The 23,398-nt window shown below is 46.3% G+C and carries 17 protein-coding genes and 1 tRNA gene; 10 read left to right on the top strand and 8 right to left on the bottom strand.

Translation table 11 applies throughout. From position 1 onward, the window contains the following. Window positions 1-37: 37 nt before the first annotated feature. Window positions 38-1,990, bottom strand: a complete 1,953-nt coding sequence (locus AC5JBY_RS09430) for a pyrroloquinoline quinone-dependent dehydrogenase (protein ID WP_495904326.1) — start codon at window positions 1,988-1,990, stop codon at window positions 38-40. A gap of 147 nt (window positions 1,991-2,137) precedes the next feature. On the opposite strand from AC5JBY_RS09430, the gene AC5JBY_RS09435 reads away from it, so the two are divergent. Beyond that, on the top strand, window positions 2,138-2,716 hold the full coding sequence (locus tag AC5JBY_RS09435) for a Crp/Fnr family transcriptional regulator (RefSeq protein WP_495904327.1): 579 nt from the start codon (window positions 2,138-2,140) through the stop codon (window positions 2,714-2,716). 125 nt (window positions 2,717-2,841) lie between these two features. After that, a complete protein-coding gene (locus tag AC5JBY_RS09440) occupies window positions 2,842-3,699 on the top strand; it encodes an SDR family oxidoreductase (RefSeq protein ID WP_495904328.1) in 858 nt (285 codons plus the stop codon). A gap of 217 nt (window positions 3,700-3,916) precedes the next feature. Here the strand turns inward: AC5JBY_RS09440 and AC5JBY_RS09445 are convergent, their stop codons facing one another. Continuing rightward, window positions 3,917-4,828 (bottom strand): transglutaminase domain-containing protein, encoded by a 912-nt coding sequence (locus AC5JBY_RS09445; protein ID WP_495904329.1) that lies wholly within the window; start codon window positions 4,826-4,828, stop codon window positions 3,917-3,919. A 106-nt stretch (window positions 4,829-4,934) separates the two neighbouring features. On the opposite strand from AC5JBY_RS09445, the gene AC5JBY_RS09450 reads away from it, so the two are divergent. Continuing rightward, entirely contained in the window at window positions 4,935-5,981 is a 1,047-nt protein-coding gene (locus AC5JBY_RS09450; protein WP_495904330.1) for a sensor histidine kinase, read from the top strand. Beyond that, complete coding sequence (locus tag AC5JBY_RS09455) at window positions 5,978-6,700, top strand: LytR/AlgR family response regulator transcription factor (protein WP_495904331.1); 723 nt, start codon at window positions 5,978-5,980, stop codon at window positions 6,698-6,700. The genes AC5JBY_RS09450 and AC5JBY_RS09455 overlap by 4 nt, the downstream gene beginning before the upstream one ends. An 88-nt stretch (window positions 6,701-6,788) precedes the next feature. On the opposite strand, the gene AC5JBY_RS09460 is transcribed toward AC5JBY_RS09455, so the two are convergent. The 3 genes from AC5JBY_RS09460 to AC5JBY_RS09470 all read right to left on the bottom strand — a co-directional run bounded on the left by AC5JBY_RS09460 (window position 6,789) and on the right by AC5JBY_RS09470 (window position 11,307). After that, window positions 6,789-9,176 carry a TonB-dependent siderophore receptor gene (locus AC5JBY_RS09460; RefSeq protein WP_495904332.1) on the bottom strand — a complete coding sequence of 796 codons (2,388 nt, stop codon included), beginning with the start codon at window positions 9,174-9,176 and terminating at the stop codon, window positions 6,789-6,791. 216 nt (window positions 9,177-9,392) lie between these two features. Beyond that, window positions 9,393-10,400 carry a bestrophin family protein gene (locus AC5JBY_RS09465; RefSeq protein WP_495904333.1) on the bottom strand — a complete coding sequence of 336 codons (1,008 nt, stop codon included), beginning with the start codon at window positions 10,398-10,400 and terminating at the stop codon, window positions 9,393-9,395. Between the two features lie 145 nt (window positions 10,401-10,545). Then, window positions 10,546-11,307, bottom strand: a complete 762-nt coding sequence (locus AC5JBY_RS09470) for an oxygenase MpaB family protein (protein WP_495904334.1) — start codon at window positions 11,305-11,307, stop codon at window positions 10,546-10,548. A 165-nt stretch (window positions 11,308-11,472) separates the two neighbouring features. Between AC5JBY_RS09470 and AC5JBY_RS09475 the strand changes: the two genes are divergently transcribed. Then, a complete protein-coding gene (locus tag AC5JBY_RS09475) occupies window positions 11,473-12,102 on the top strand; it encodes a hypothetical protein (RefSeq protein WP_495904335.1) in 630 nt (209 codons plus the stop codon). Window positions 12,103-12,131: 29 nt separating this feature from the next. On the opposite strand, the gene AC5JBY_RS09480 is transcribed toward AC5JBY_RS09475, so the two are convergent. From AC5JBY_RS09480 to AC5JBY_RS09490, 3 genes are all read right to left on the bottom strand, one after another. Continuing rightward, window positions 12,132-12,734 (bottom strand): RICIN domain-containing protein, encoded by a 603-nt coding sequence (locus AC5JBY_RS09480; protein WP_495904336.1) that lies wholly within the window; start codon window positions 12,732-12,734, stop codon window positions 12,132-12,134. A 20-nt stretch (window positions 12,735-12,754) separates the two neighbouring features. Then, window positions 12,755-13,636, bottom strand: a complete 882-nt coding sequence (locus tag AC5JBY_RS09485) for a hypothetical protein (protein ID WP_495904337.1) — start codon at window positions 13,634-13,636, stop codon at window positions 12,755-12,757. 218 nt (window positions 13,637-13,854) lie between these two features. Further along, window positions 13,855-13,931 (bottom strand) — tRNA-Ala (locus AC5JBY_RS09490). Between the two features lie 761 nt (window positions 13,932-14,692). Here AC5JBY_RS09490 and AC5JBY_RS09495 point away from each other — a divergent pair. The 5 genes from AC5JBY_RS09495 (at window position 14,693) to AC5JBY_RS09515 (ending at window position 23,389) form a co-directional block, all read left to right on the top strand. After that, window positions 14,693-15,274 (top strand): RNA polymerase sigma factor, encoded by a 582-nt coding sequence (locus AC5JBY_RS09495; RefSeq protein WP_495904338.1) that lies wholly within the window; start codon window positions 14,693-14,695, stop codon window positions 15,272-15,274. Between the two features lie 135 nt (window positions 15,275-15,409). Next, window positions 15,410-16,432 (top strand): FecR family protein, encoded by a 1,023-nt coding sequence (locus tag AC5JBY_RS09500; RefSeq protein WP_495904339.1) that lies wholly within the window; start codon window positions 15,410-15,412, stop codon window positions 16,430-16,432. 169 nt (window positions 16,433-16,601) lie between these two features. Further along, window positions 16,602-19,907 carry a TonB-dependent receptor gene (locus tag AC5JBY_RS09505; protein ID WP_495904340.1) on the top strand — a complete coding sequence of 1,102 codons (3,306 nt, stop codon included), beginning with the start codon at window positions 16,602-16,604 and terminating at the stop codon, window positions 19,905-19,907. A gap of 32 nt (window positions 19,908-19,939) precedes the next feature. After that, complete coding sequence (locus AC5JBY_RS09510) at window positions 19,940-21,394, top strand: RagB/SusD family nutrient uptake outer membrane protein (protein ID WP_495904341.1); 1,455 nt, start codon at window positions 19,940-19,942, stop codon at window positions 21,392-21,394. 18 nt (window positions 21,395-21,412) lie between these two features. Next, window positions 21,413-23,389, top strand: a complete 1,977-nt coding sequence (locus tag AC5JBY_RS09515; protein ID WP_495904342.1) for an FAD-dependent oxidoreductase — start codon at window positions 21,413-21,415, stop codon at window positions 23,387-23,389. The last annotated feature ends 9 nt before the right edge of the window (window positions 23,390-23,398 follow it).

Below are 23,398 nucleotides of genomic sequence, written 5' to 3' on the forward strand. Positions count from 1 at the left end.
TATAAAAAGGACTATGCCAGGGGCGTGTTGCGACTTCTTATTCCAGTGCAAACGCAACCACATAATCTCCCATCTTGGTAGAAAACTTCCCGTGACCACCGGCAGCGATGACAATATATTGTTTACCATTCACTGAGTAAGTCATAGGAGTAGCCTGGCCACCGGCAGGCAAAAGATATTTCCATAACTCAGCACCGGTCCTGCTGTTGAAAGCGCGGAAGTGACCATCTCGCGTAGCAGCAACAAAGATCAGGTTACCAGCAGTAACAATGGCGCCGCCAAGGTTCAGCGAACCCCACTTTTCTGCGCCGGGATACTGTTGCGGATCAAGCTGATAACCCAATGGCACTTCCCATTTTTTATGCCCGCTATTGAGATCGATGGCAACGAGTGTGCCCCAGGGAGGAGTAGTTTGCATCATGATACCCTTCTCATCTCCCTTAAAAAGGTAGTCGCGGTTCATCACATAAGGAGTGCCCCGTTGCAGGCCATTCTCACCACGCACAACCTTAGTCTCTTTATCTTCAAACTCATGCAACTGATCACGCGGCACCATGCGGATGATAGCAGGCAATAAGTTGATATTGGTGATCAACAATCGCTGTTGCGGGTCCACACACATACCACCCCAGTGGATACCACCAACATTGCCGGGTGTTATCAGAGAGCCTTTATAAGAAGGAGGAGTGAATGTGCCTTTGTTGGTATACTGCGCTATTCGTTTTTGTGCTTCTTCTTTCGCTTGTGGAGTAGGGCCCCAGGCATCTTTTACACCAACACTTTGAATACCGAGCGGAGCAGGCAACACGGGAAACGGTTGAGTGGGCCAGGCTGTTTCACCAGGCACATCAGAAGCCGCCACGGGCCTTTCTTCTACAGGAAATAAAGGCTTGCCCGTTTCGCGGTGCAACACAAAAACATGCCCTATCTTGGTACCTACTATGACGGCGGGAACTTGCTGACCATTCTTAATAATGTCAGTCAGTATCGGTTGCGCGGCAATATCATAATCCCACAGATCATGATGAACAACCTGGTAATACCATACCAGTTTACCGGTGGAAGCACGCAACGCTACAATCGAATTGCCATATAAGTTTTGACCCAATCGTTCGCCGCCATAATAATCAGGACTGGGACTACTGGTAGGAACAAAAACAAGATCACGCGCCGCGTCTACAGAAATAGTTGCCCACGCATTGGCTGCACCGGCTTGATGCGCCTTAGGCCCTTTCCAGGTGCTCCAGGCTGCATCGGTAGAGTCGCGGGGAATAGGGTCCCAACCCCATTTCAAAGCGCCGGTGATGACATCGTAAGCACGCACAGTGCCTCGTGGGTAATCGAAGCGCTGGTTATCACCCATGGCCGAGCCAACAACGATCGTGTTGCCAATAATAGCCGGAGCAGAAGTAACGCTGATCTTACTACCGATACCTTCACTCAGGTCTACGGTGCCACCAGTGCCAAACGAAACAACAGGCCTACCTGTTAAGGCATCCAGCGCAATCAGGCGGCCATCGATGGTGGCAATAAAAATGCGCTGATCATGCTGGCCATTCCCCGGCCATATAGAAACACCCCTGGATGTTACTTCCGAATAGCCAGTACGAAGATCGACCCGGGGATCGAATACCCAATGCTCCTTACCAGTAGCTGCATCGATGGCAAACACGCGATTGGAAGGCGTGCTGAAATAAAGAATACCACCCACCATCACAGGCGTAGCCTCAAAAGCCGCCTGCTTCATCACATTCGTACCTTCATACAGTTTCAACTCACCGGTTTGGAATGTCCAGGCCACTTTCAGCTTGTTTACGTTTTGACTGTTTACCTGCTTTAAGGGCGAAAAACGGGAACCACCGGCATCATTGCCATAGGCCGGCCACTCAGTGGTAGCGGCTATCCTGGTTGACGGGGCTGGCGTTTGGGCGCAGACAATAGCAGTGCCTGCCAGCAGTATAGAAAACAGTAAGAAGGTGAATATTCTCATGTGATAAATATTTGTTCAAACCTACAGCAGAGTAGGGCGAAGGTAAAATTTCTTTGACCAGTAGACAGAATATGGAGGGGAATGGAAAAAGCAGGAACTTAGCTTTCAGCTATTGAAATCAATAGCACACAGTATAAACTAAAACAGATGTTCGAGGTACTCCGGCAATACCTGCTTAAACAGATCACATTAAGTGACGAAGAATTGGCATTGATAGAGGAAGCCACCACCGTAAAGAAGTTGAGAAAGAACCAGTACCTGCTCCAGGAAGGCGATGTCTGGCGCTACAACGCCTTTGTTGCCCAGGGAGTTGTAAGAACCTATACGATAGACGATAAAGGAAATGAGCACATCATCAGCTTTGCCATGGAAAACTGGTGGACAGGCGATCGTGAAAGCCTCCTGACAGGAAAACCCTCCAGGTACAATATAGATGCTATTGAAGATTCGGTGATATTGCTGATACCCAGGGAGAAGTTTACAGAGTTGACAAAAAACATTCAGCCACTCAATGAGTTGGTTACGGCAGTCGTTGAAAGAAGCTTTGCAGCAAGCCAGCAAAGGATCAATGTCAACATAAGCGGCGACGCCGTAGAAAAGTACCAGTACTTTCTCAACAGGTATCCCCAACTGGCCCTCCGGGTACCGCAACACATGATCGCCTCCTACCTGGGCATCACACCGGAAACCCTGAGCAGGATAAGGAAAAACAACGCCAAAAAGTAATAGACTGGGATTTATGACGAGAAAGCTCTTGATGTATGTCAAGAGCTTTTTTATTATTTATCAATGGAACAGGGGTGTCTGCAAGGCCAACTTTGTACCATCGATAACAAATAAAAAAACAGAAAATGAAAAAGATAATATTCATCACCGGAACAAGCACAGGCTTTGGAAAGCTGACAGCCATCACCCTTGCCAAAGCAGGCCACACAGTAATCGCAGGCATGCGCGACATAAAAGGTAAAAACGAAGCAGTGGCCAAAGAGTTGGCAGCACTTCCCAACATCGATGTCGTGGAAATAGATGTTACCAGCGATACATCAGTAAAAACAGCCTTTGAAACAACACTGAAGAAACACGGAAAGATCGATGTACTGGTCAACAATGCAGGCGTTGCAGGATTTGGATTGCTGGAAGCGTTTTCAATAGATCAGATCAGGAAGATGTTTGAAGTAAACTTCTATGGCGTTGTAAGGACCTATCAGGCAGTATTGCCAGCCATGCGCGCAGCTAAAAATGGTTTGATCATCAACCTTACCTCAGGTGCCAGCGGCCACACATTGCCATTCATGGTGCCCTACCTCGCTTCAAAATTCGGCGTGGAAAGCATTACAGAAGGGTTACAGGATGAACTGAGCGAATACGGAATAGAAAACGTGAGCATACAGCCGGGCGTATTCCCTACAGAAATGAACAACGGCGTCAAGGCAGGCGTTCAGTCAGACAAAGCCGAGATCACAACAGCCTACGGCGAAGCGGCAGCAAACAAGTTCAATGCGATCGGAACAGCCCTGTTCGGCAAAATGGCCCAGTTCGATATGGACCCCCAGCAAATAGCCGACGGAATACTGAACCTGATCAACATGGAAAAAGGCACCCGCCCTCTGCGTTACCCAATCGACCCCATCGCACAAGGCACCGACCTCGAATTCATCAACGCAAGAAGAGATATCAAAAACAAGTGGGTAGCAGCTTATACAGCATAAGCAACTACTAAAGTTTGTTTTCACTCGCTCGCCTCTGGCGAGTGAGTGTATTCCGTAGCCTCTGGCTACAATACATCAAAAGTTGTTGCAGCTCTGCGAGGCTTGTAGCCTCGCAGTTCTATTTCAGGGCCTCTGGCCCTATCGAAGTAAACGTCCAAATTGCCCGGTCCTTTAGGGCCGGGACAAAAAATAAAACCCTCTATGGGCTTTAGCCCAATTAGTTTTGCAGTTCTGTTTGTCTTGGCCTTTCCCAAAACAGCACATTATTATTAGTATGTACCGTAATCACCTTGGAGTTGCTATAAAATCCCGTTTCAAACATATCGATTGCTGGGTCAACGCTGCCTGTAGGTAACAGTTCAACATAATAGATCGTTTTACCTTTCTCCTGTGTCTGCCCATTGTATTGACTATTCAGCGGACAAATAACACGATACAGGTGCTCGGCCATAAATTGATACAGGTATTCGGCTGCGTTGGTAGGCACCTGGTGATAATTAGCCGTTTCATTAATGATAAGCGGCTTGTTGTCAATCAGCCGTTGCCGCACCTCTTCAATACTGAGAAAATTATTCAGTTCATCTTTTATATACGCATTATCCTGCGGGTCCATATAGATCCACTTCGTAAGCGAAGGAATGTACACCGCATTGATCACATGCCCGCCGTCTGGCCTGGGATATTTGTTTGAGAAACAGATAACGACCCTCGACTGAAAGCCCATGCTCAATAATACCTCATTCATGCCAATGGCAAGCGGATAACAACCTTGCCCTCTTCCGGTTGTACGGTAATGTGTTATGATATTCTCTGCATTCAAAGGCCGGATATTCAGCGTATCCTCATGCGGCACCTGGTTGTGGAACCATTCAAGCAGGCGGATCGCCTTTTGAACATCAGTGCCCTTGCCGGCAACAGAGTCCAGGTTATATTTTCTGCGTAATTTCACAAGGTTGGGTTCTGAGCTGAATTGATAAGTAAAGTCCGGGAAGTTCTTACCCTGCTTAGCATCATAGAGACCGGATTTTCTAAGATTAGCCAAGTGAACAGTATCCTGGCTTTGCTGAGCCTGTAGAGAAAACGAGGTAAATGTTAAAATGATCAGCGAATGAATTACACAAGATTTCATATCAGTAATTTGAGGCCGCAAAAAAATACTTTCCTTATAGCGATAGGGAGCTTTTTCGACCAATTGGCATTTGCAGGGCGTTAATATAAGAATCAGGACTTCGAATATGGTTTTCAGGACAAACAGATATGCGACCATCGGCCAACATGCTTTATTTTGGTTGGGCTATTTGATCTATGCTGCTATGAGCTATGACTGGGAAGATACGGATAAGCTCACCTTCAGGCTGGTTCCCCAAACCGTGGCAAGCCTGCCAGTTACAATGGCAGTTACCTATATCAATTTATACCTGCTGATGCCCACCTGGTACAAGCATGGGAAATATATACGCTATGCAATAGCTGTAATTGTACTGGTATTTTTAGGAGGGGTGCTCAAGAGAGTACTTACACACTATTTTGTATTGCCCTGGGAGCAGGTATATGATCCGGAGAGATACCAGCTCGAGACAAAACATCTTTGGATACCGGTACGAATAGTAAGATTGTCACTACAACTGATACCAGTATTGGCCTTGGCAATGGTGTTGCAACTCATGCAAACTGCCTGGCGACGCGAAAAGCTATTACGAACGATCGAAAAAGAAAAGTTCAACGTGGAAATGAACCTGCTGAAAGCGCAGATAAACCCACACTTCTTCTTTAACACACTGAACAGCATATATGCACTCTCGTTAAAAGGAGCGAAGCAGGCGCCGGAAGCGATCCTGCGGCTATCCGATCTGATGCAATACATGCTTTACGAGGCCAGCAACGAAAAAGTAACCATCGGCAAAGAAATAAAACACATTCAAAACTATATAGGCATAGAGCAAATGCGGTTTGCCGATCGCCTTGAACTTACCTTTCAGTCGAAGTGCGACAACCCCGATGCCTTGGTTACGCCATTGCTGCTGTTGCCCCTGGTTGAAAATGCCTTCAAGCACGGAATTAGCGGAGGAGCTGGATGGATCAGCATACATCTGAATATGACAGCAGGAACGCTAACCCTGAATGTTGAGAACAGTTATCGGGCGGGGGATAGACCCACAGCTAATGGCTTTGGATTGGCTAACCTGAGAAAGCGGCTTGAACTGGCCTATCCCCGGCGATACACGTTGGAAATCACCGAACAAAAAGAAACATTTAAGGCTTACCTAAAGATAGATATATGAAGAAGATCAGTTGCGTCATAGCCGATGATGAAACCCTTGCCCGGGAAATATTGGAAAACTATATAACACAGTTGGATCACCTGCATCTGGTAGCCGCTTGTGCCGATGGTACTGAAGCATACAATGTAATACGTGCCAACAAGGTCGATCTATTGTTTTTGGACATCAACATGCCTCGGTTGAGTGGCATCGCTTTATTACGCACACTGCAAGACCCTCCGGTCGTAATATTTACCACCGCACATAGAGAGTTTGCATTGGAAGGTTATGAATTAAATGCTATAGACTACCTCCTCAAGCCAGTTTCATTCGAGCGGTTCTTAAAAGCAGTAAATAAGTTTGAAGAGCTTACCCAAAAAGCAGGCAAAGAATTTCAGGCGGTAGGAGAGAAACAGCAAAACGAAGAAGCATTCATATACGTTAAAGTCGATAAAAAAATGGTCAGGGTGTTGCTCCAGGACATCCTGTACATAGAAGGACTGAAAGATTATGTAAAGATCCATACTACAAAAAAGACGATAATGACCTATCAAACCCTGATGCATTTTGAAGAAAACCTGCCCGCAGATAAATTTATCCGTATACACAGATCATATATCATCTCAACAAGCCATATCGATTCCTATGCAGCCAGCGAAATCGATATTCACGGACACATGATCCCCATTGGTATATCCTACCAAAAAGAAGTATTGCAACGATTGGGTGGCATACAATAAAAAAGGTCCACAGCAACCTGTGAACCTTTCTCAGCTCTGCGAGGCTTGTAGCCTCGCAGCCCTATTCCTGGGCCTTGGGCCCAAAAAATTATAACCTGAAAGTGGTTTGCAACCTGAAGTTCCTGGGCGTACCCTGATAAAACATATACTCATTGAATTCAGGATACCACCAGCCACCGGTAGCATACCTTTTACCCGAAAGATTATAAGCATTTAAGTTGATGCCAAACTTGCCATTGGTATAACTCAGCGCAGCATCAAACAAAGTATAGTCAGGAAGATATTTGTTACCCTTTTCGTGATTCCAACCGGGAGATACGGCACTCCGTTTATCGGTGTACTGTACGCCGGCGCCAACACCAAAACCTCTGAGGATACCGCTATTCACCTGATACTTCAGCCAGAAATTGGCGAGGTTCTTACAGGTGCCGGAGTTTTGCAGCCCAACATAAGTCGGCTCTGCATCTTTCGTAATACGTGGGTTTACATAAGCATAGTTGATATTCACGTAAACATTGGCATTTATCTTACCCGCTATGTCCAGGTCCAGACCTGTACTGCGTATCTGCCCCGTCTTAAGATAGAAGCCCGGATGATCAAAATCAGAAGTGCCTACGTCATTCTTGCGCATGTCATAAACAGAAGCCGTAATAGATAGCTGCTTGTTGAACAACAGCGCCTTAATGCCAATCTCATTATTACTTCCAACGAGTGCAGGAAGCCTGCCGCCGCCAAAGATGGCCCCACGCTGAGAGAGGAAACTTTCATCGTGCATGGCATATACTGATAAGTTGGGCGTAAACATATAAGTAAGACCAAGACGCGGCGTAAACTTATTGTCAGTCACTTCATAAGCAGGATCATCAGGAGAGTTATAATCCTGACCGGTCTTCAATTGTGTAAACCTACCCGCAAGCGTTACGATAAGCTTGTCATACAGTTTAATGTGATCTTGCACATACAACGCCTGCCATTTATTGGTTGCCTGCCAGGTGTATATATTGTCTGGGGTTAACTCAAAATCCGCTTTAGGCAAATAATAAGTCGGATTGTTGATAGCAAGCGGATATTTATTTTCTCCCCAGTTGCCATTCGAAGTACTTCCTTCGCCGCCATTGCCATAATCTATACCGATAAGCACTTTGTGCTCGATATGCCTGCCGGTGTAAAACTTGCCATCTGCAAAAAGTTGAATGTTGGTAAGCTTACCCCACCAGTCGCTGGAAGATACATAACGGTAGATTGTATCCTTTGTGGGGCTTATTCCTTCAGGATACATAGTAGTACCATCCCAGTCTGTAGTCATATGAGCAGCCTGTGCATTGATGGTCCATTTGTTATTTAACTTATGCTTTAGATGCACACGGGTGTACACATCGGCGCCCCAAAACTTATTGAGGTTGGGATCTACAATAGCCAGATCGATCGGGAGCGCAGTAAAATCTTCATTGACTGTCGCGGAGTATTGGGAGTTGGCCAGCGTGGCAGCTTTCACATAGTTATGCTCCAGCGTAACACTGGTATTCTCATCAAAGTCATATTTGATCACCGGACAGATCCAGTAGCGGTAAAAATCACCAAACTGGTAATACTCGTTTTTCTTTTCGCCACCTATATTTAGGCGATAAGTCAGTTTGCCATCCTTTACAAACTCTCCACCGAGGTCGGCATAAGTACGCATCATATTCCAGCTGCCAACACCAAAACCTATCTCTGTAACACGTTGATGTGTTGGTTGTTTGGTAACTACATTCACAAGACCACCGGGCTCTGCATTGGACAGCATAAAACCTGCTGGCCCTTTCACAAATTCCATGCGCTCGATCATCGCCGCATCCTCCTGCGCATTCCACCAGATAGGGCCACCCACGCCATTGCGGTAAGTACCATAAGTAGCATCCATGCCACGGATCTGGAAAGTCAGATCGAGTTCAGAGCCATAACTTTTAGTGATGGCACTGGAAATACGGAAGATCTCACTTTTGGTAAGCAAGCCCATATCGGTGAGCGTCTGCTTGGTGGCAACCGTAATGTTTTGCGGTATTTCTATCAGCTCAGCATTCAGTCGCAGCGAGGTAGAAGCCTTGGCGGCAATGTAAGATTTAGTGTTGGCGCTCACGATCACCTCCGACAATTGTTGCTCGGAGGTCTTCAGTTGAAATGCTACAGTAGCTGTTTTGTCTGCCTCCACTGTTACAGCTTGCTGCAATGGCTGATGGCCTACCAGCGAAGCAGTAATGGTATAATTACCTGGAGCGATATTGGATAGAACAAATCCACCCTTGTCGTTGGTCAGTACCGGTTTGTATTTTCCGGAAAGCTCGATGGTTACATAAGGTGCTGGTTTACCATCCGAAGTGGTAGCAGTACCTTTAACAGTACCGGTAGTTTGGCTGTGAGCGCTTATGGGTATAGTTAGGATGGATAATACAATACAAATACAAGCCAGCGGCTTGAGGGGAAAGTGCTTGCTCATGGGATGCAGTAATTTTGATGCCCGCAAAATTGTCTGATCGACACGCCAAACCCTATCCCAATCGGGAAAAAGCACTTACGCGAAAAGAAACTTATCAAGTGCGTTGCAAATACATGACAATGCAGGCCCATGTCAACCTATCAACTTGTTACCTTTCCAACTAACTGAAAAAGGGTCCACAAGAATGCGGACCCGTCTCAGGCGTAGCTATCATTTCTACAAAATGATATTATTTTTCGGCTGTAGCGCCGTAGGTAGATCTTTTTCACCAAGCATTTCCCGGAGATCGATTTCCACGGCCCGGCTCATCTGTGAGATAGGCACATCATTGGCATTCCCTTCGAAAGGATTCTCTGTACTCTCACCAACCTGCTCCAGGGAAATGTAAACCCAGGAGATTAAAACACTAAAAGGAATAACAAGCCAAACAGCATTCCCCTTCAGAAACCCGGTAATATCTTCATTGAACTTTTCAAATTCACCCAACATGGCAAAAGGCAACAGAAAGCAAAACAGGTTCACGAAAAATTTATTGATGGTGGCATATTGTCTGGGATAAGGAAAGTTCTTGATCCGTTCACTCTTGCCCTGGTGAGAGAAAAACTCGCGCATAGCACCATGCATATCCATAAACCGGTAATTATCAACCAACCCGGTTTCGTATAGTTCCTTGAGTGTTTTGCTTTGCAGGTTAAGCAATTGCCCCGACACATTTTTGGACGATAAAACATACTGCACTTCATCTGCCGGAATATATTTTGCTAATTCTACTTCCAGCGGTGTTTCTGCTTCGGGAATAGAGTAGGAGGCCATGTACTCGGCATTATGCCCCTTGATGATAGTTTCCCATGCTCTGGGCGTTCTCAATTGATAACGCAATGCCGTGAGCCATGCGAGGTGACGATAGATCAGCTCCTTCGACTTTTGAGGGTTATCAAAAAAGTCCCTGCACATGGTTGCCCATGCCCGGCTGGCGCCCATGGCTGCACCCCAAACAGTCCGCGCCTCCCAGGTACGGTTATAAGTCTGCACGTTCTTAAACCCCACAATAAAAGCGGTAGCAGTACCGATCAGTGCCACAACCGGCCAGGGAAGCGACAACCATTTGAGGTCAAACACCTCATATAAAACTGTCGGAAGAGTGCCCAATAACAAAAGCCATAAGATACTCTTGCGGGTCCAAAACAGGAATTCAGAAAGCGAGTATGATTTTCCGGTATGCATGGTACTGTTGAGTTATCAACAGTAATACAACCAGTATGCCATGTCAACAATGAGCTGCTAATGAATAATTTGAAGTATGCAGGCTTTTTTGAATGCCACTTTATTTCGTTGATCCATGATTAAACTCACTGCATTTCGTGAACCCTTACGCAGGGTGGCCCATAGATTTTACCTGGTTGATAAATTTTGGCGGCACCATTATATAAATAAGTTGCTTATGCAAGCTGAACTTACGGAACTGCCGGTAGAAAGGAACGAATAAGCGAATAAACCCGGCACGTCCTAATCCAAGTAGTTTGTTCACATGTTTCGATACAAGCAGCTTTTGAACATTCAGCAGTAAGAAATAACGAAATGCGCCCAAATGCTTTTTGTATTGCTTGAAGAGATCTTCAGTAAAAGAACTCTTCTGAAGGTTGCGGGTGAGTTGAGATTCATAAACCACTTTCCACGCAGCGTACGTAGTAGGAATATCCCGGATGTGCATTTGATGACCGATCCGGGCAAAGGTACTTACAACTTCATCCTTCTCTTCATCAGTTAACTTCCTTTCCAGTAATTCAAAAGAAGAGATCGAATAATAGATCAACATATACAAAACATCCTGGTAGCCTTCATTGGAAATCTTTGCTCCACGGGCAGACTCGACATGGCTATGTATAGCGTTTATTTTATCGATCGATGAAATAGCCGCCTTTTCCTCTCTGAAGATAATGTACTGTGCATACTTGACAGTGGAGAATAAACGGCCTATCGGGTCACCCGGAATTTTGCCGGTAAAATACAGCCAGTCCACCTCTTTGTTTAAGGCAAACTCTGCGGAAGCGCCGGCAAATATGAAAAGCGTAATATCAGTCGTGCTCCAGATTTTCTTTACAATAGAAGTATCCGCTACAAAAGTCTTCATCACCATTAGTTATTTAAAAGTAGAGGGCTGTTTATAAGTATTATAAAAGCACTTTGTAATACAAAGTAAATAAACTTATCTCATATTAGCAATATTATAGTGTTATTATGTAGAAAGCACTGAAACTGAACCTGTAACCTCCGGCTATTGTAAATGCCAGCGTTAATGATCTATATTGTTGCTATGTCCAATTATACCAGTCGTTTGCTTGTAATAACTGCCCTGTTTATGCTGCCTTTTTCTGTGGTAGCTCAAAGACGGGTCACTCATAACTACGCTGAGATCAGAAAAGAACAATATGGTCTGTGCAAAGACGTCGGGTATCTTTCACAGAATGCACAGATAAAAAAACAATCAGGCAAACTGATAATACCTATAGCGGGGAAAGCGCCAAAGGTTTTTAAAGACAATACCTCAAATGAGAACCACGAGGTATACGAATATATAGGAGATATTAAGGACACAAAGCTTTCCCTCGTAAAGCGAATAGGTTATAATGACGAAGAGTATTACTTAGTTAATCGTTTAACCGGTACCATCGATACGCTGATCGGGCCGCCTGTTTTTGCGCAGAATAAGAAAGACTTTGCCTGCATCAATAACCCCGGCACCGACGAAACACAACAGGTGCAAATAGGAGAGATCAATAACGGCCTGGTTAAGACAAGAGTGTTTCTGAATGCCAAAGCAAACGTCTTCCTTGAGAACATTACCTGTATCAGCAGGAATACACTATTGACAAAAGACAACACAGGTAAGTACTGGAAACTGACATTCAAATTAAGCGACGAATAGCAATAAATACCAGCGGGATTCTTCTTACACTACCCCTGCTTCTTTATGATCGCCCCGCTTTTAACAGGCATCACTGTTTTTCCTTTTTGAATTTCCGGTGCCGGTGCATCTGTTATTTCAAAGATGTAATTGTAAGGGCAATCAACATCTCCATCCTGATATATTGGTTCTATCAGCTGGCAATGCGCTCCATTATTTACACTGCTTACCTGCAGAGGTTTGCCTGAACTTGTTTTGTATTGCACCTTCCACCCAAGACCGCAGTTGGTAAGTTTGGTTAAGTACCACTTACCAAAATACTCCGATAAGGTGTTTTGAATGATCAAATCGCCTTCCCTGCCATCTCCTTTGTCGGCACAGATGGATTTACTGCTATGGCCGGCAAAAAACGAGTACGTTCCATCAGTATGTTTTTTTGCCTGGAATTTTTGATTCGCTCTGCCAGTATGATCCAACTGCACTATTCTGGCGCCATTGTCTTTACTGGCGTTTTCAACAGAAAGGTATTTTCCCGTTTGCACCACCCTTATTTTATACCAAACACCATCTTTAGGTGGAGTATGTTCAGTGGTTTGAGCAGTTGTAACTTGTGAGGCAACAATTATTGCCAATAAAAAAGCTATTATTTTCATATTTCTTTCTTTTTAAGTAATTATCGTTTGCCCCAGTCAGCAGGCCATTTACAAAAATTATTTAAACTTTGGTAGCCTTCAAAAGTGGTAGCTAATTGAACTGTGTTGTTGAATATTGGATTGCCAAATTGTTTCCAGATGAAATACCGCCAGTTTTTAAAATCGAAGAAGTAAAAATTGTATGCTGCAACACCAGGTACAGTAGCTGGTTGCTGTATTTGTATAGCAGCATCGATATTTGACCAATCGTAAACAGTAGGTGCTCCAGTATAAAATGAAGTAATAAGTTCAGGTTGTGACGACACATCAGATTTTAAACACAAACCCTTCTTGAAATAAAAAATAGTACGGCTATAGAATGTATTTTGTCCGTTGACACCGGTAGGAACGGAATAATTATCAAAGTTGCTTTGCGGCCACTCACCTTTTAATGCACCCCCTAAAAAATTTTGATACAGGTAATAAATATTGCTTTGTGGATTTCTTGGTATAGTATCCTTATAATAACTGCCTCCGCCAGTTGACAATAACCGGTATTGCGGATTGGTCCATTGGTTTACCCATCCATACCCCGGGTAGGCAGTAATCTCTGATGGAAAGCCTGGGGCAATACTGTTGATGCTTTGTGGTGCAGTAGTCACTTCAAAAGAATCCCTGACTCCCTGGAACTTTAATTGCACTTTAAAGAATTTTTTCTCCGCAGTGGTAGTGCTTCTTAAATCAAAAAAGGTGATAAACTGCCCATATTGCCCGGCGCCTGTAGCCTCATAGCTATAATAAGCACAGGTAGGCGAGTTGGCAAATTGCTGCCCATTTGACTGTGCCGTATCTGAATCTTTTTTGCAGGCCAAAAACATGATCAAAAAAAGAATAGCTGTAAATAGTAGGAGGCTATTTTTCATGATTTTTAGTTTGTGCCTCAAACCTAAAATAGAGCGATAGCCTGGTAAAAGCACAATCGAGGAACAACCAATAAAATCGAGGAACAACTATTTCTTGTAAGGTTGGATATGCTAATCCATGCAGGGCATGACCGACCTTGAATTACGCCGAAAATTGACGGTTGCCAGGGAGAGCAAAAAAAACGGGGACAAAACTAAAAATAGTAATGTCCCCGCTTTGGTGGAGGATATCGGGGTCGAACCGATGACCTCTAACATGCCATGCTAGCGCTCTAGCCAACTGAGCTAATCCCCCATTTTAACCACTGAAGCTTTAACCAAAGCGGTTGAAATTTTCGGACGGCAAAGATAACAGCCCACCTATTCGCTTCCAAATAAAAATCGAAAACCTGGAATCCAAAACCCTCTTTTTGTCTTATATTACAAATAGATAGGAGAGCAGCAGGTAGGGAATGTTGCCATTTCAAACGGAGCAGTCTATCGGGTGTCGTCATTTCGAACGAAGCCATTCGGGAGCTTAAAATGAAGGAGGTAGCGGCGTAGTGAGAAATCTGCTAACGAAGCAAAAGGACGGCGACCCGGGACTAAAGCCAAAAGCTTCCCGGCCTGCCAACTTGGCAAGACATCAGATTACCAAGCCAAGGCCCGAAGATCAGACTTAAATGTGGCAACATTGAATCGAACGCCGACCCGAATCAAAACAAAAACACGATGATTTGTAATAAAAATATGATTATCAATCAGTCATCTGCCTTAAGTCTCTCTTCTCCCGCCTTGACTCCAGCCCAAACCGCCCGGTGATCCAGGTACCCTTATCCGGACCTTTTCCGGAGGTTATCCGGACCTTATCCGGACTTTTCCCGGACCCTGCTCCTCATCTCCTCAATACCTCACCCATATCCCATCCTGACCTCCTACTGGTCCGCCCCTGTCATCATGACCGCCATGCCCCCTGCCCAGGTTACACTGTTACCCCGATCGGCAATTTGGCGCACATCGAAAAACTTTCCTAATTTCAACACCTGATTAGAGCTACCACCCCAACGATTGCAACACATGATGGAGGAAACAAACTTACTGCAGGAGGTTTCGGCTGGCAACGAAAAGGCATTCAAGCAGCTTTTCGAATTGCATTACAGCAAATTCTACAACTATCTCCTGCGCGTTACCAAGTCAAGAGAGATTGCAGAAGAAATAACCATCGACATCTTCGTCAAGCTATGGGTTGGCCGGGAGTTCATCCAGGATATCCGACACCTTGACGCCTTCCTCCAGAAAGTAGCCCACAACAAAGCGCTCGACTTCTTTAAAATGGCTGCCCGCAATGCCCGCCTTCATAAACTCATCCGTAAGGAAATGGAAGCCACCCGCGAGCAGGAAGCCGATCATAGGCTGCTCGATAATGAGTACCAGCACCTGGTCACCCAGGCCATCGACCAACTCTCCCCACAGCGCAAAATGGTCTTCACCATGAGCAGAGTAGAAGGACTTACCCATGATGAAATAGCCAACCGCCTCCAGCTCTCCCGCAATACGGTCCGCAATACCATTGCCGAATCCCTCAAGTCCATCCGCCAGTTCCTCCACAACCACGACGTTTCCGGCGCCATCATCCTCGGCATCCTGATGAATAATTAGAGAATTTCCACCGTCTGCCATTATCGTCTCAAACGCATTGCCGATTGTCGACTGCCGATTGCCGAAAAATATTTTCAATGTCAATAGTACTCCCCCCTTTCGGCCGTCGTCTTATAAGGTTAACAACGATGCCATATGTCTTCAAACCCCATCCGGTTAAAATACCTCTTTAAGAAATACCTGGACAATACCATCTCCCGGCAGGAACTGGAGGAGTTTTGGCAACTGATGTCGGAGCTCTCCGAAAATGACTTCGTGCTGCAGGAGCTACAGGAGCAATGGCAAAAAGAAGAAGATACCCATCCCACCAGCCACGACGAGCTGGATAGAGTCTTCAACCGCGTACAACAAAAGATCGATAAATACGAAACAGGTTACAACCGCAAGGTGCGCACCATCGGCAACAGGAACAGCTATATCATGGTAGCCGCATCCCTGTTGCTATGTGTAGCATTGGGCTGGTGGCTTTTCACACGAACACCCTCAGAAAAAGTAACACCGGCCGCATTGGCAAAAGAAATATCCGTGCGGGTCATTACCCTGCCGGATGGCACAACAGTTACCCTCAACAAAGACAGCCACCTCGATTATCCCGCTGCCTTCAGCGATTCCACCCGCGAAGTAACCCTCACCGGCGAAGCCTTCTTCGATGTAAAACATAATCCCGGCAAGCCATTTATGGTGCATACCGGCGCATTCGTTACCCGCGTATTAGGCACTGCATTCAACATTCGCGCATATACCAAAGACAGCTTGCTGGCAGTTACAGTAGAGCGCGGAAAAGTGCAGGTGCAGCGGCAAAACAGTAAAAAAGCTCTGAGCATTCTACAGGCCGGAGATCAGTTGGTCATTGAGAAACAAACAGCCACACCACACCTGGCCAAAGTAGATACTAAGAAAATAATACAATGGAAAGATGATGACTTGCAGTTCGAAGATATCCGGTTTGAAGAAGCAGCTTTGCTGATTGGCGGCCGCTACAATGTAGAGCTGAAGTTTAGCAATGAAGCTTTGCACAATTGCCGCTTCACTGTTGATCTGTCGGGCAAGTCATTAGAGGAGATCCTCGACATTCTGGGCGATCTTACCCGCTCAACATGGAATAGAGAAAACGATACAACCATATTGGTAAAAGGAGAAGGATGTAAAAACCAGTAAATAGTTCGTCTATTGATAAAAATGGCTATCCAAAGTGGAAGTTTGGATAGCCGGGTCTTAAATATCGCGTAAACATTTAAAACTTATTAAAGGTATGAGATTTCTTGCCAGGAATGGGAATTTTTGTGTCCATTACACAACGACAGTTTCACAAAAATGGCTATTCATTATGAAACTAAACTGCCTCATCATTGCATCCTTACTCTGCACTGCCAACCTGTTGGTAGCCAGCCCGGGGAATGCTCAGATACTCAAAGAAACAAAGGTCACCGTCGGCCTTCGCGATGAATCACTCAAAAACGCCTTTGCGCAAATAGAGAAGCAAACAAGCTTCCGCTTTGCATATGTGGAATCGCAGATCAACCCCTATAAAAAAATAACACTTCCACTGCGCAGCCGTTCCCTGCTCACCACGCTGGAAATACTATTCGACAATACCCTGCTCGAATATTCCGTCAGGAACAATACCATCGTTGTGGTCGAAAAAGTAACCGGCGACACCACTGCAGACGGCCTGCATATGTCCTTCAACTGGCAGGCAGAGCCCCCTGTGCGCAATGCCGAGATCAAAGTCAACGGCATTGTAACAGATAGCAAAAAGCAACCACTGGCCGGCGTTAGCATCACAGAGAAAGGCACTGATAAAGGTGTTACCTCCGGTGCCGATGGCTCCTTCAGCATTCGTGTACCGGAAGACGCTACGCTGGTATTTAGCTACGTAGGATACAAAGTATACGAAGAGCCGGTTAACAACAGAACCACTATTACCATACAGTTGCAGGAAGAAGTGCGCAACCTCAATGAAGTAGTAGTGGTAGGTTATGGTACTGTTAGAAAAAGAGACCTCACTGGATCAGTAGCGCAGGTGAGCGGCAAAGAAGTAAATACGTTCCCTACCACCAACGTGATCCAGGCCATGCAGGGCCGGGCGCCTGGTGTGCAGGTATTACAGAATACAGGTTCCCCCGGTGGTAGCATCAGCGTGCGCATCAGGGGCACCAACTCCATTTATGGAGGCAACGAACCATTATATGTAGTTGATGGTTTCCCGGTTTCAGGCAACCCCACCTTTTTACAAAACGCCGATATCGAATCCATCGACATCCTCAAAGATGCTTCTTCCATTGCCATCTATGGCGCAAGAGGCGCTAACGGAGTAGTGATGATCACTACCAAAAGCGGTAAGAAAGGCGGCAGGACCTATGTAGACTTTGAAACAGGCTACACGGTGCAAACGCCTACCAAAAAACTGAAGCTCATGAATGCACAGCAATATGCACTTTTCTACAATGAGCAGATGACCAACGACAACCAGGCACCCTATTTCACCCAGCAGCAAATAGAAGAGTTTGGCAAGAATCCCGGTACCGACTGGCAGGACCTGGTATTGCGCAACGCACCTATCTATTCAACGAACCTGAATGTGAGCGGCGGCAATGAAAAGACACAGTTCTCTTTCTCCACCGGTGCATTCCTGCAGGATGGCATCGTGCGCAACAGCGACTTCGATCGCTATTCCGTACGCACCAACCTCAGCCATGAGATCAGCAAAATATTCAGCGTATCCTCCAACCTGTCACTGGTAAAGATTAAAAGCAATCGCCAAAACTCTGGCAGAGGTAACCGTGGTAATGACCTCATCTCTGCGATGCTCGGTGCGCCACCCACTTTATCTCCCTATACCCAAACAGGCGCTTACCGCCGGTTGAATACAGCCTATCCGTTTATCTCCAATGCCATCAACAATCCGCTCACGACGATCGATAACGTGACCGATAAGATCGATGCAGACCGTATCCTGGGTAATGTTGGTTTCACCATCAAACCCTTTAAAGGACTCTCTATAAAAATATCTGGAGGCGTAGAGCGCTCTACCGACAGAGAAGATTTTTATGCACGCATAGATACAACCACAAGCTATACAGGTTATGCGCGTGCTACTTCCAACCAACGTACGAGCTACCTCAGTGAGAACGTTGCAACCTGGACAGGTAAGTTTGGTATTCATGGCATCACTGCTACTGCAGGTTTCACCTATCAGGATAATGTATTTACTACCCTGAACGGAGAAGGCACTGGTTTCATCAGTGATGTAACAGAATCCTATAACCTCGGTCTGGCAGAAACACCCGGCATCCCCGGCTCTTACTATGAAAAGTGGAGCATGCTTTCTTACCTCGGCCGCGTCAACTACAGCCTGCTCGATAAATACCTGTTTACTGTCAGCTTCCGTGCAGATGGCTCGTCAAGATTTACAGATAAGTGGGGATACTTCCCATCGGCAGCATTCGCATGGCGTATTTCCGATGAGAAATTCTTTGAATCAGTAAAGTTCATTTCCGACCTCAAACTGCGTGCAAGCTACGGTGCAGTAGGCAACCCGTCTATCAATCCATATGCTACGCTGAACCAGTTATCAGGATCTAAAACAGTTTTTGGTGATGCCCTATACAATGCCCTGGCCCCCGGCGCTACCTTGCCCGGCAAACTAAAATGGGAAACCACCAGCCAGGTCGATGTAGGCTTCGACGCCGCCCTGCTCGATAACCGCATCAGGGTCACCTTCGACTACTACCGCAAAGAAACCAGCGACCTCCTCAATAAAGTACAGCTGCCTGCATCCATGGGATACCGTGAAGTGCTGCGCAACGTAGGTAAGGTCGAAAACAAAGGCTTTGAAATAGGCGTTGATGCCAACATATTGAATGGGCCTGTACAATGGAGCGTTTCAGCCAATATAACCCGCAGCAGAAATAAAGTGTTGAAACTATACGGAGGACAGGACATTCTCGGTTCGAGCTTGTACACCGGTAACCTCAACGACATTGTCAACCTGCTGAGAGAAGGACAGCCCATGGGCATCTTCTTTGGATACAAAGAAATAGGCTACAACGATAAGGGTATACCTGTTTTTGAAGACAGAGACAAGAGCAACTCGATCAGTGCGATAGATAAAACATACATCGGAAACCCCAATCCGGATTTCCTCTATGGATTCAACTCCACCCTTGGTTGGAAAGGATTCGAGTTCTCCCTGTTCATCCAGGGCTCACAAGGCAACGATATCTTCAACCTCAACAAAGCAGTTACCCTCGATCAGGGCATGGGCCTCAATATGCCCGCCGAAGTATGGACCGACCACTGGACGCCCACCAATACAAATGCAAAGTATCCCAAGCTCACACGCACCCTGCCAGGCAACATGTCGAGCAGGTTCGTGGAAGATGGATCATACCTGCGGTTCAAGAACATACAACTGGCATACAACCTGCCCGGCACGGCCATCAGGGCAAAATGGTTGAGGAACGCACAAGTATATGTTAGCGCCCAGAACATGATCACCATCACCAATTATTCCTGGATCGATCCTGAAATGAATGTGTACGGCGGCGGCAATTCCATCAACCAGGGCATAGATTATTTCTCATACCCCACCGCTAAGTCGATCACATTTGGCATTCGTTGTGGATTCTGATCACCTTCTTATTAACGATTATAACTCATTATATGAAACGCTTTTTTCAACTTATAGCATTATCCCTCCTGATGGGCTCTTGCTCGAAAACATTACAGGAAGATCCATACTCTATAGCAGAAGAAACATTCTACAATACACCCGCTGAAGTGGCAACAGGCGCCAATGCGATCTATACGCCCTTGCGCGGAGTAAGCAGCATAGGAGCCCTCTACACGGTACAGCTGGAATGCTATGCCGATTATATGTATGGACGCGGAAGCCATGCCCCGCTGAATGATTATGCAGGTCTTGATAATACCAACGTTACGCGTATCGGAGACATGTGGCGCACTTTTTACGAGTCTATCCGTAATGCCAATATCATCATCAAACGTGCGCCACAAGGCACCAAAATAACCCAGCTGGACATTGCAAAATTTGTAGGAGAAGCAAAGTTCATGCGCGCCCTCGATTACTTCCATATGGTGCGCAACTGGGCTGGCGTACCTCTGCGCACAGAAAACAACATGGATGCAGTAGATGTAAAACGCAATACGGCAGAAGAAGTATATGCATTGATATTGGAAGACCTGCTCTATGCAGAAACCAACCTGCCCGATGCGCCAAGACTGATAGGTACACCCTCCAAATGGTCTGCCAAAACCTTGCTGGCAGATGTATACCTCAACCTCGGCAAGTGGACAGAAGCACGCGATAAAGCCAAAGAAGTAATACAATCAGGCAAATACTCATTGGTGAACGTAACAGTAGCCGATGACTTTGAAAAACTCTACGGTGCCGAAGTAGCCAATACCCCCGAAGAAATATTCTACCTGAAGTTTTCACGCCAGGGCAGCAACCAGGGATTCCAGTACGTAATGTATGCCCACTATCCCGGCTCAGGATATTTCCCGCCCGGCGGCTTCTATACCAACTACAGCGATGCGCAGGTGATACCCATTATGAAAAACTGGGATCGCAATGACCTTCGTTATATTTACAACTGGTATCCCCAGACATTTGGCCTGGGCGCCACCACTGTCCTGAACCGCAAGTTTAGAGATACCAAAGCGGCTGCCCAGGGCAATGCAGGCAATGACTATCCAATGTATCGCTATGCAGACCTGCTGCTTATTTATGCAGAAGCAGAGAACAGAGCAAGCAACGGGCCTACTGCCGATGCAATGGAAAAACTGAACATGATCCGCCGCCGTGCTTATGGTGTCAATCCAGCGGTTGCCAATGCAGCCATCGACTTTAAACTGGCAGATTACAATACCATGCAAACCTTCCTCGACCTGGTGACCCGCGAACGCATGTACGAAACCTGCTACGAAGGAAAACGCTGGCTCGATCTGAAACGCCTCGGCATTGTAAAACAAACAGTATTGGCTTCCAAAGGAAAAACAGTAACAGACAAACACCTGCTGTGGCCTATACCTGTCATCGAAACAAACTATAACAAAGCCATTGATCCAATCAAAGATCAAAATCCTGGTTACTAAACAAACGATAAACGCACTATGAAATTCTTAAGTTGGACAGTCGCCCTCCTTATAAGCGCCAATGCAATGGCGCAAACCAAAGTCGATATCTGCATCTACGGCGGTTCCTCTGCCGGTGTCATCGCAGCTTATACCGCCAAACAAGCCGGTAAAAGCGTTATCCTCATCGAACCCGGCCAGCGGCTGGGTGGATTGAGCTCCGGCGGTTTGGGTTACACAGACATTGGTAACAAATATGCCGTAACGGGTCTTGCCCTCGACTTCTACCGCAGGCTGGGTAAGCACTATGGCAAATTCGAATCCTGGATATTCGAACCCGGCATTGCAGAGCAAACATTCTTGCAATACATACAGGCAGCCAAAGTAGAAGTGATATACAACGCAGCCCTGTACAACGTAAAGAAAGAACAAGGATACATAAAGGAAATAGAAGTCAATGATCCATATGCACCAACGCCACAGAAGGCCAAAAAGATACAGGCAAAGGTGTTCATGGATTGCACCTATGAAGGTGACCTGATGGCGAAAGCCGGCGTTAGCTACACAGTAGGCCGCGAAGCCAACAGCCAGTACAACGAAACCTACAACGGTGTGCAACTGCGGGAGAAACACCAGTTCCCCGATGGCATCGATCCTTACAAAATACCCGGCAAGCCCGAAAGCGGCTTGGTATGGGGCGTCAGCCCCGCACCCCTCGATCCGCAAGGACAGGGCGATAAGAAAGTACAGGCTTACAACTTTCGTATCTGCCTGAGTAATCAGCCAGACAACATGATTCCTATCACACAGCCGGCTAACTACGATCCAACCAAATATGAACTTCTGATCCGTTACCTCGGAAAGAAAGTCCCGGGGGACCTCTGGGGCTTTCTCAAGTTCGACCTCATGCCCAATAACAAGACCGACATCAACAACAACGGTCCTTTCTCTACCGATATGATCGGCATGAACTACGATTTCGCAGAAGCAGATTATGCTACCCGCAAAAAGATCACCGACGAACATACCGATTACATCAAAGGACTGCTGTACTTCATTGGTCACGATCCTCGCATGCCCGAACACCTGCGCAACCAGATGCTGAAATGGGGCTATCCTAAAGACGAATACACAAAGAGCGATCACTGGTCGCCACAAATGTATGTGCGCGAAGCACGCCGCATGGTAGGACAATACGTGATGACGCAAGCCAACTGCGAAGGCAAAGAAGTGGTGCAGGATGGAGTGGGGATGGCGGCCTATACGATGGACTCCCACAATTGCCAGCGACTGGTGGTAAATGGCATGGTAAAGAATGAAGGCGACGTGCAGATCGGCGGTTTTGGTCCGTACCCTATTGCCTACCGCAGTATCATTCCCAAGACTAGCGACTGCAAAAACCTCTTTGTGCCAGTTTGCCTTTCTGCTACACATATTGCCTATGGCTCCATCCGGATGGAACCGGTATTCATGGTGTTGGGCCAGTCTGCAGCGATAGCAGCAGCAATGGCGATCGACAACAAGCAGGCAGTGCAGGATGTGAACATTGCCAAACTGCAAGCCGCTTTAAAAGCCAATCCCTTGGCCAATGGATCAACACCGGAGATTGTAGTCGACAATGATGACAAAGACAAAGTAAGCACTACCGGTCAGTGGTCTCCCAGGAAAGGCGGTTACGGACCTTCTTACCTCGTTGCAGACCCGGCCAACAAAGAGAAGAGAACAATCACTTTCACGCCTGCCGTTACCAAAAGCGGCAAATATGAAGTATACGTCTACCTGCCTAAGACAGATAAGATGGCCAAAGAAATAACCATGCAGGTATTCGACGGCAAAAAGAAAACACTAGCCACCATTCATCCTGCCACTGTACAGGTAGCAGGGCAAACCTCCGGCGAATGGGTAAGCATTGGCGCTTACCAACTACCTGCCGGTAAAAAATCAACAGTAGAGATCATCGCAGATGGCGCCGATGGAGTAGTTATCGCCGACGCCGTCCTGTTCATCCCGCGTTAACCAAAACTT

It is taken from the genome of Paraflavitalea sp., from assembly GCF_059502485.1.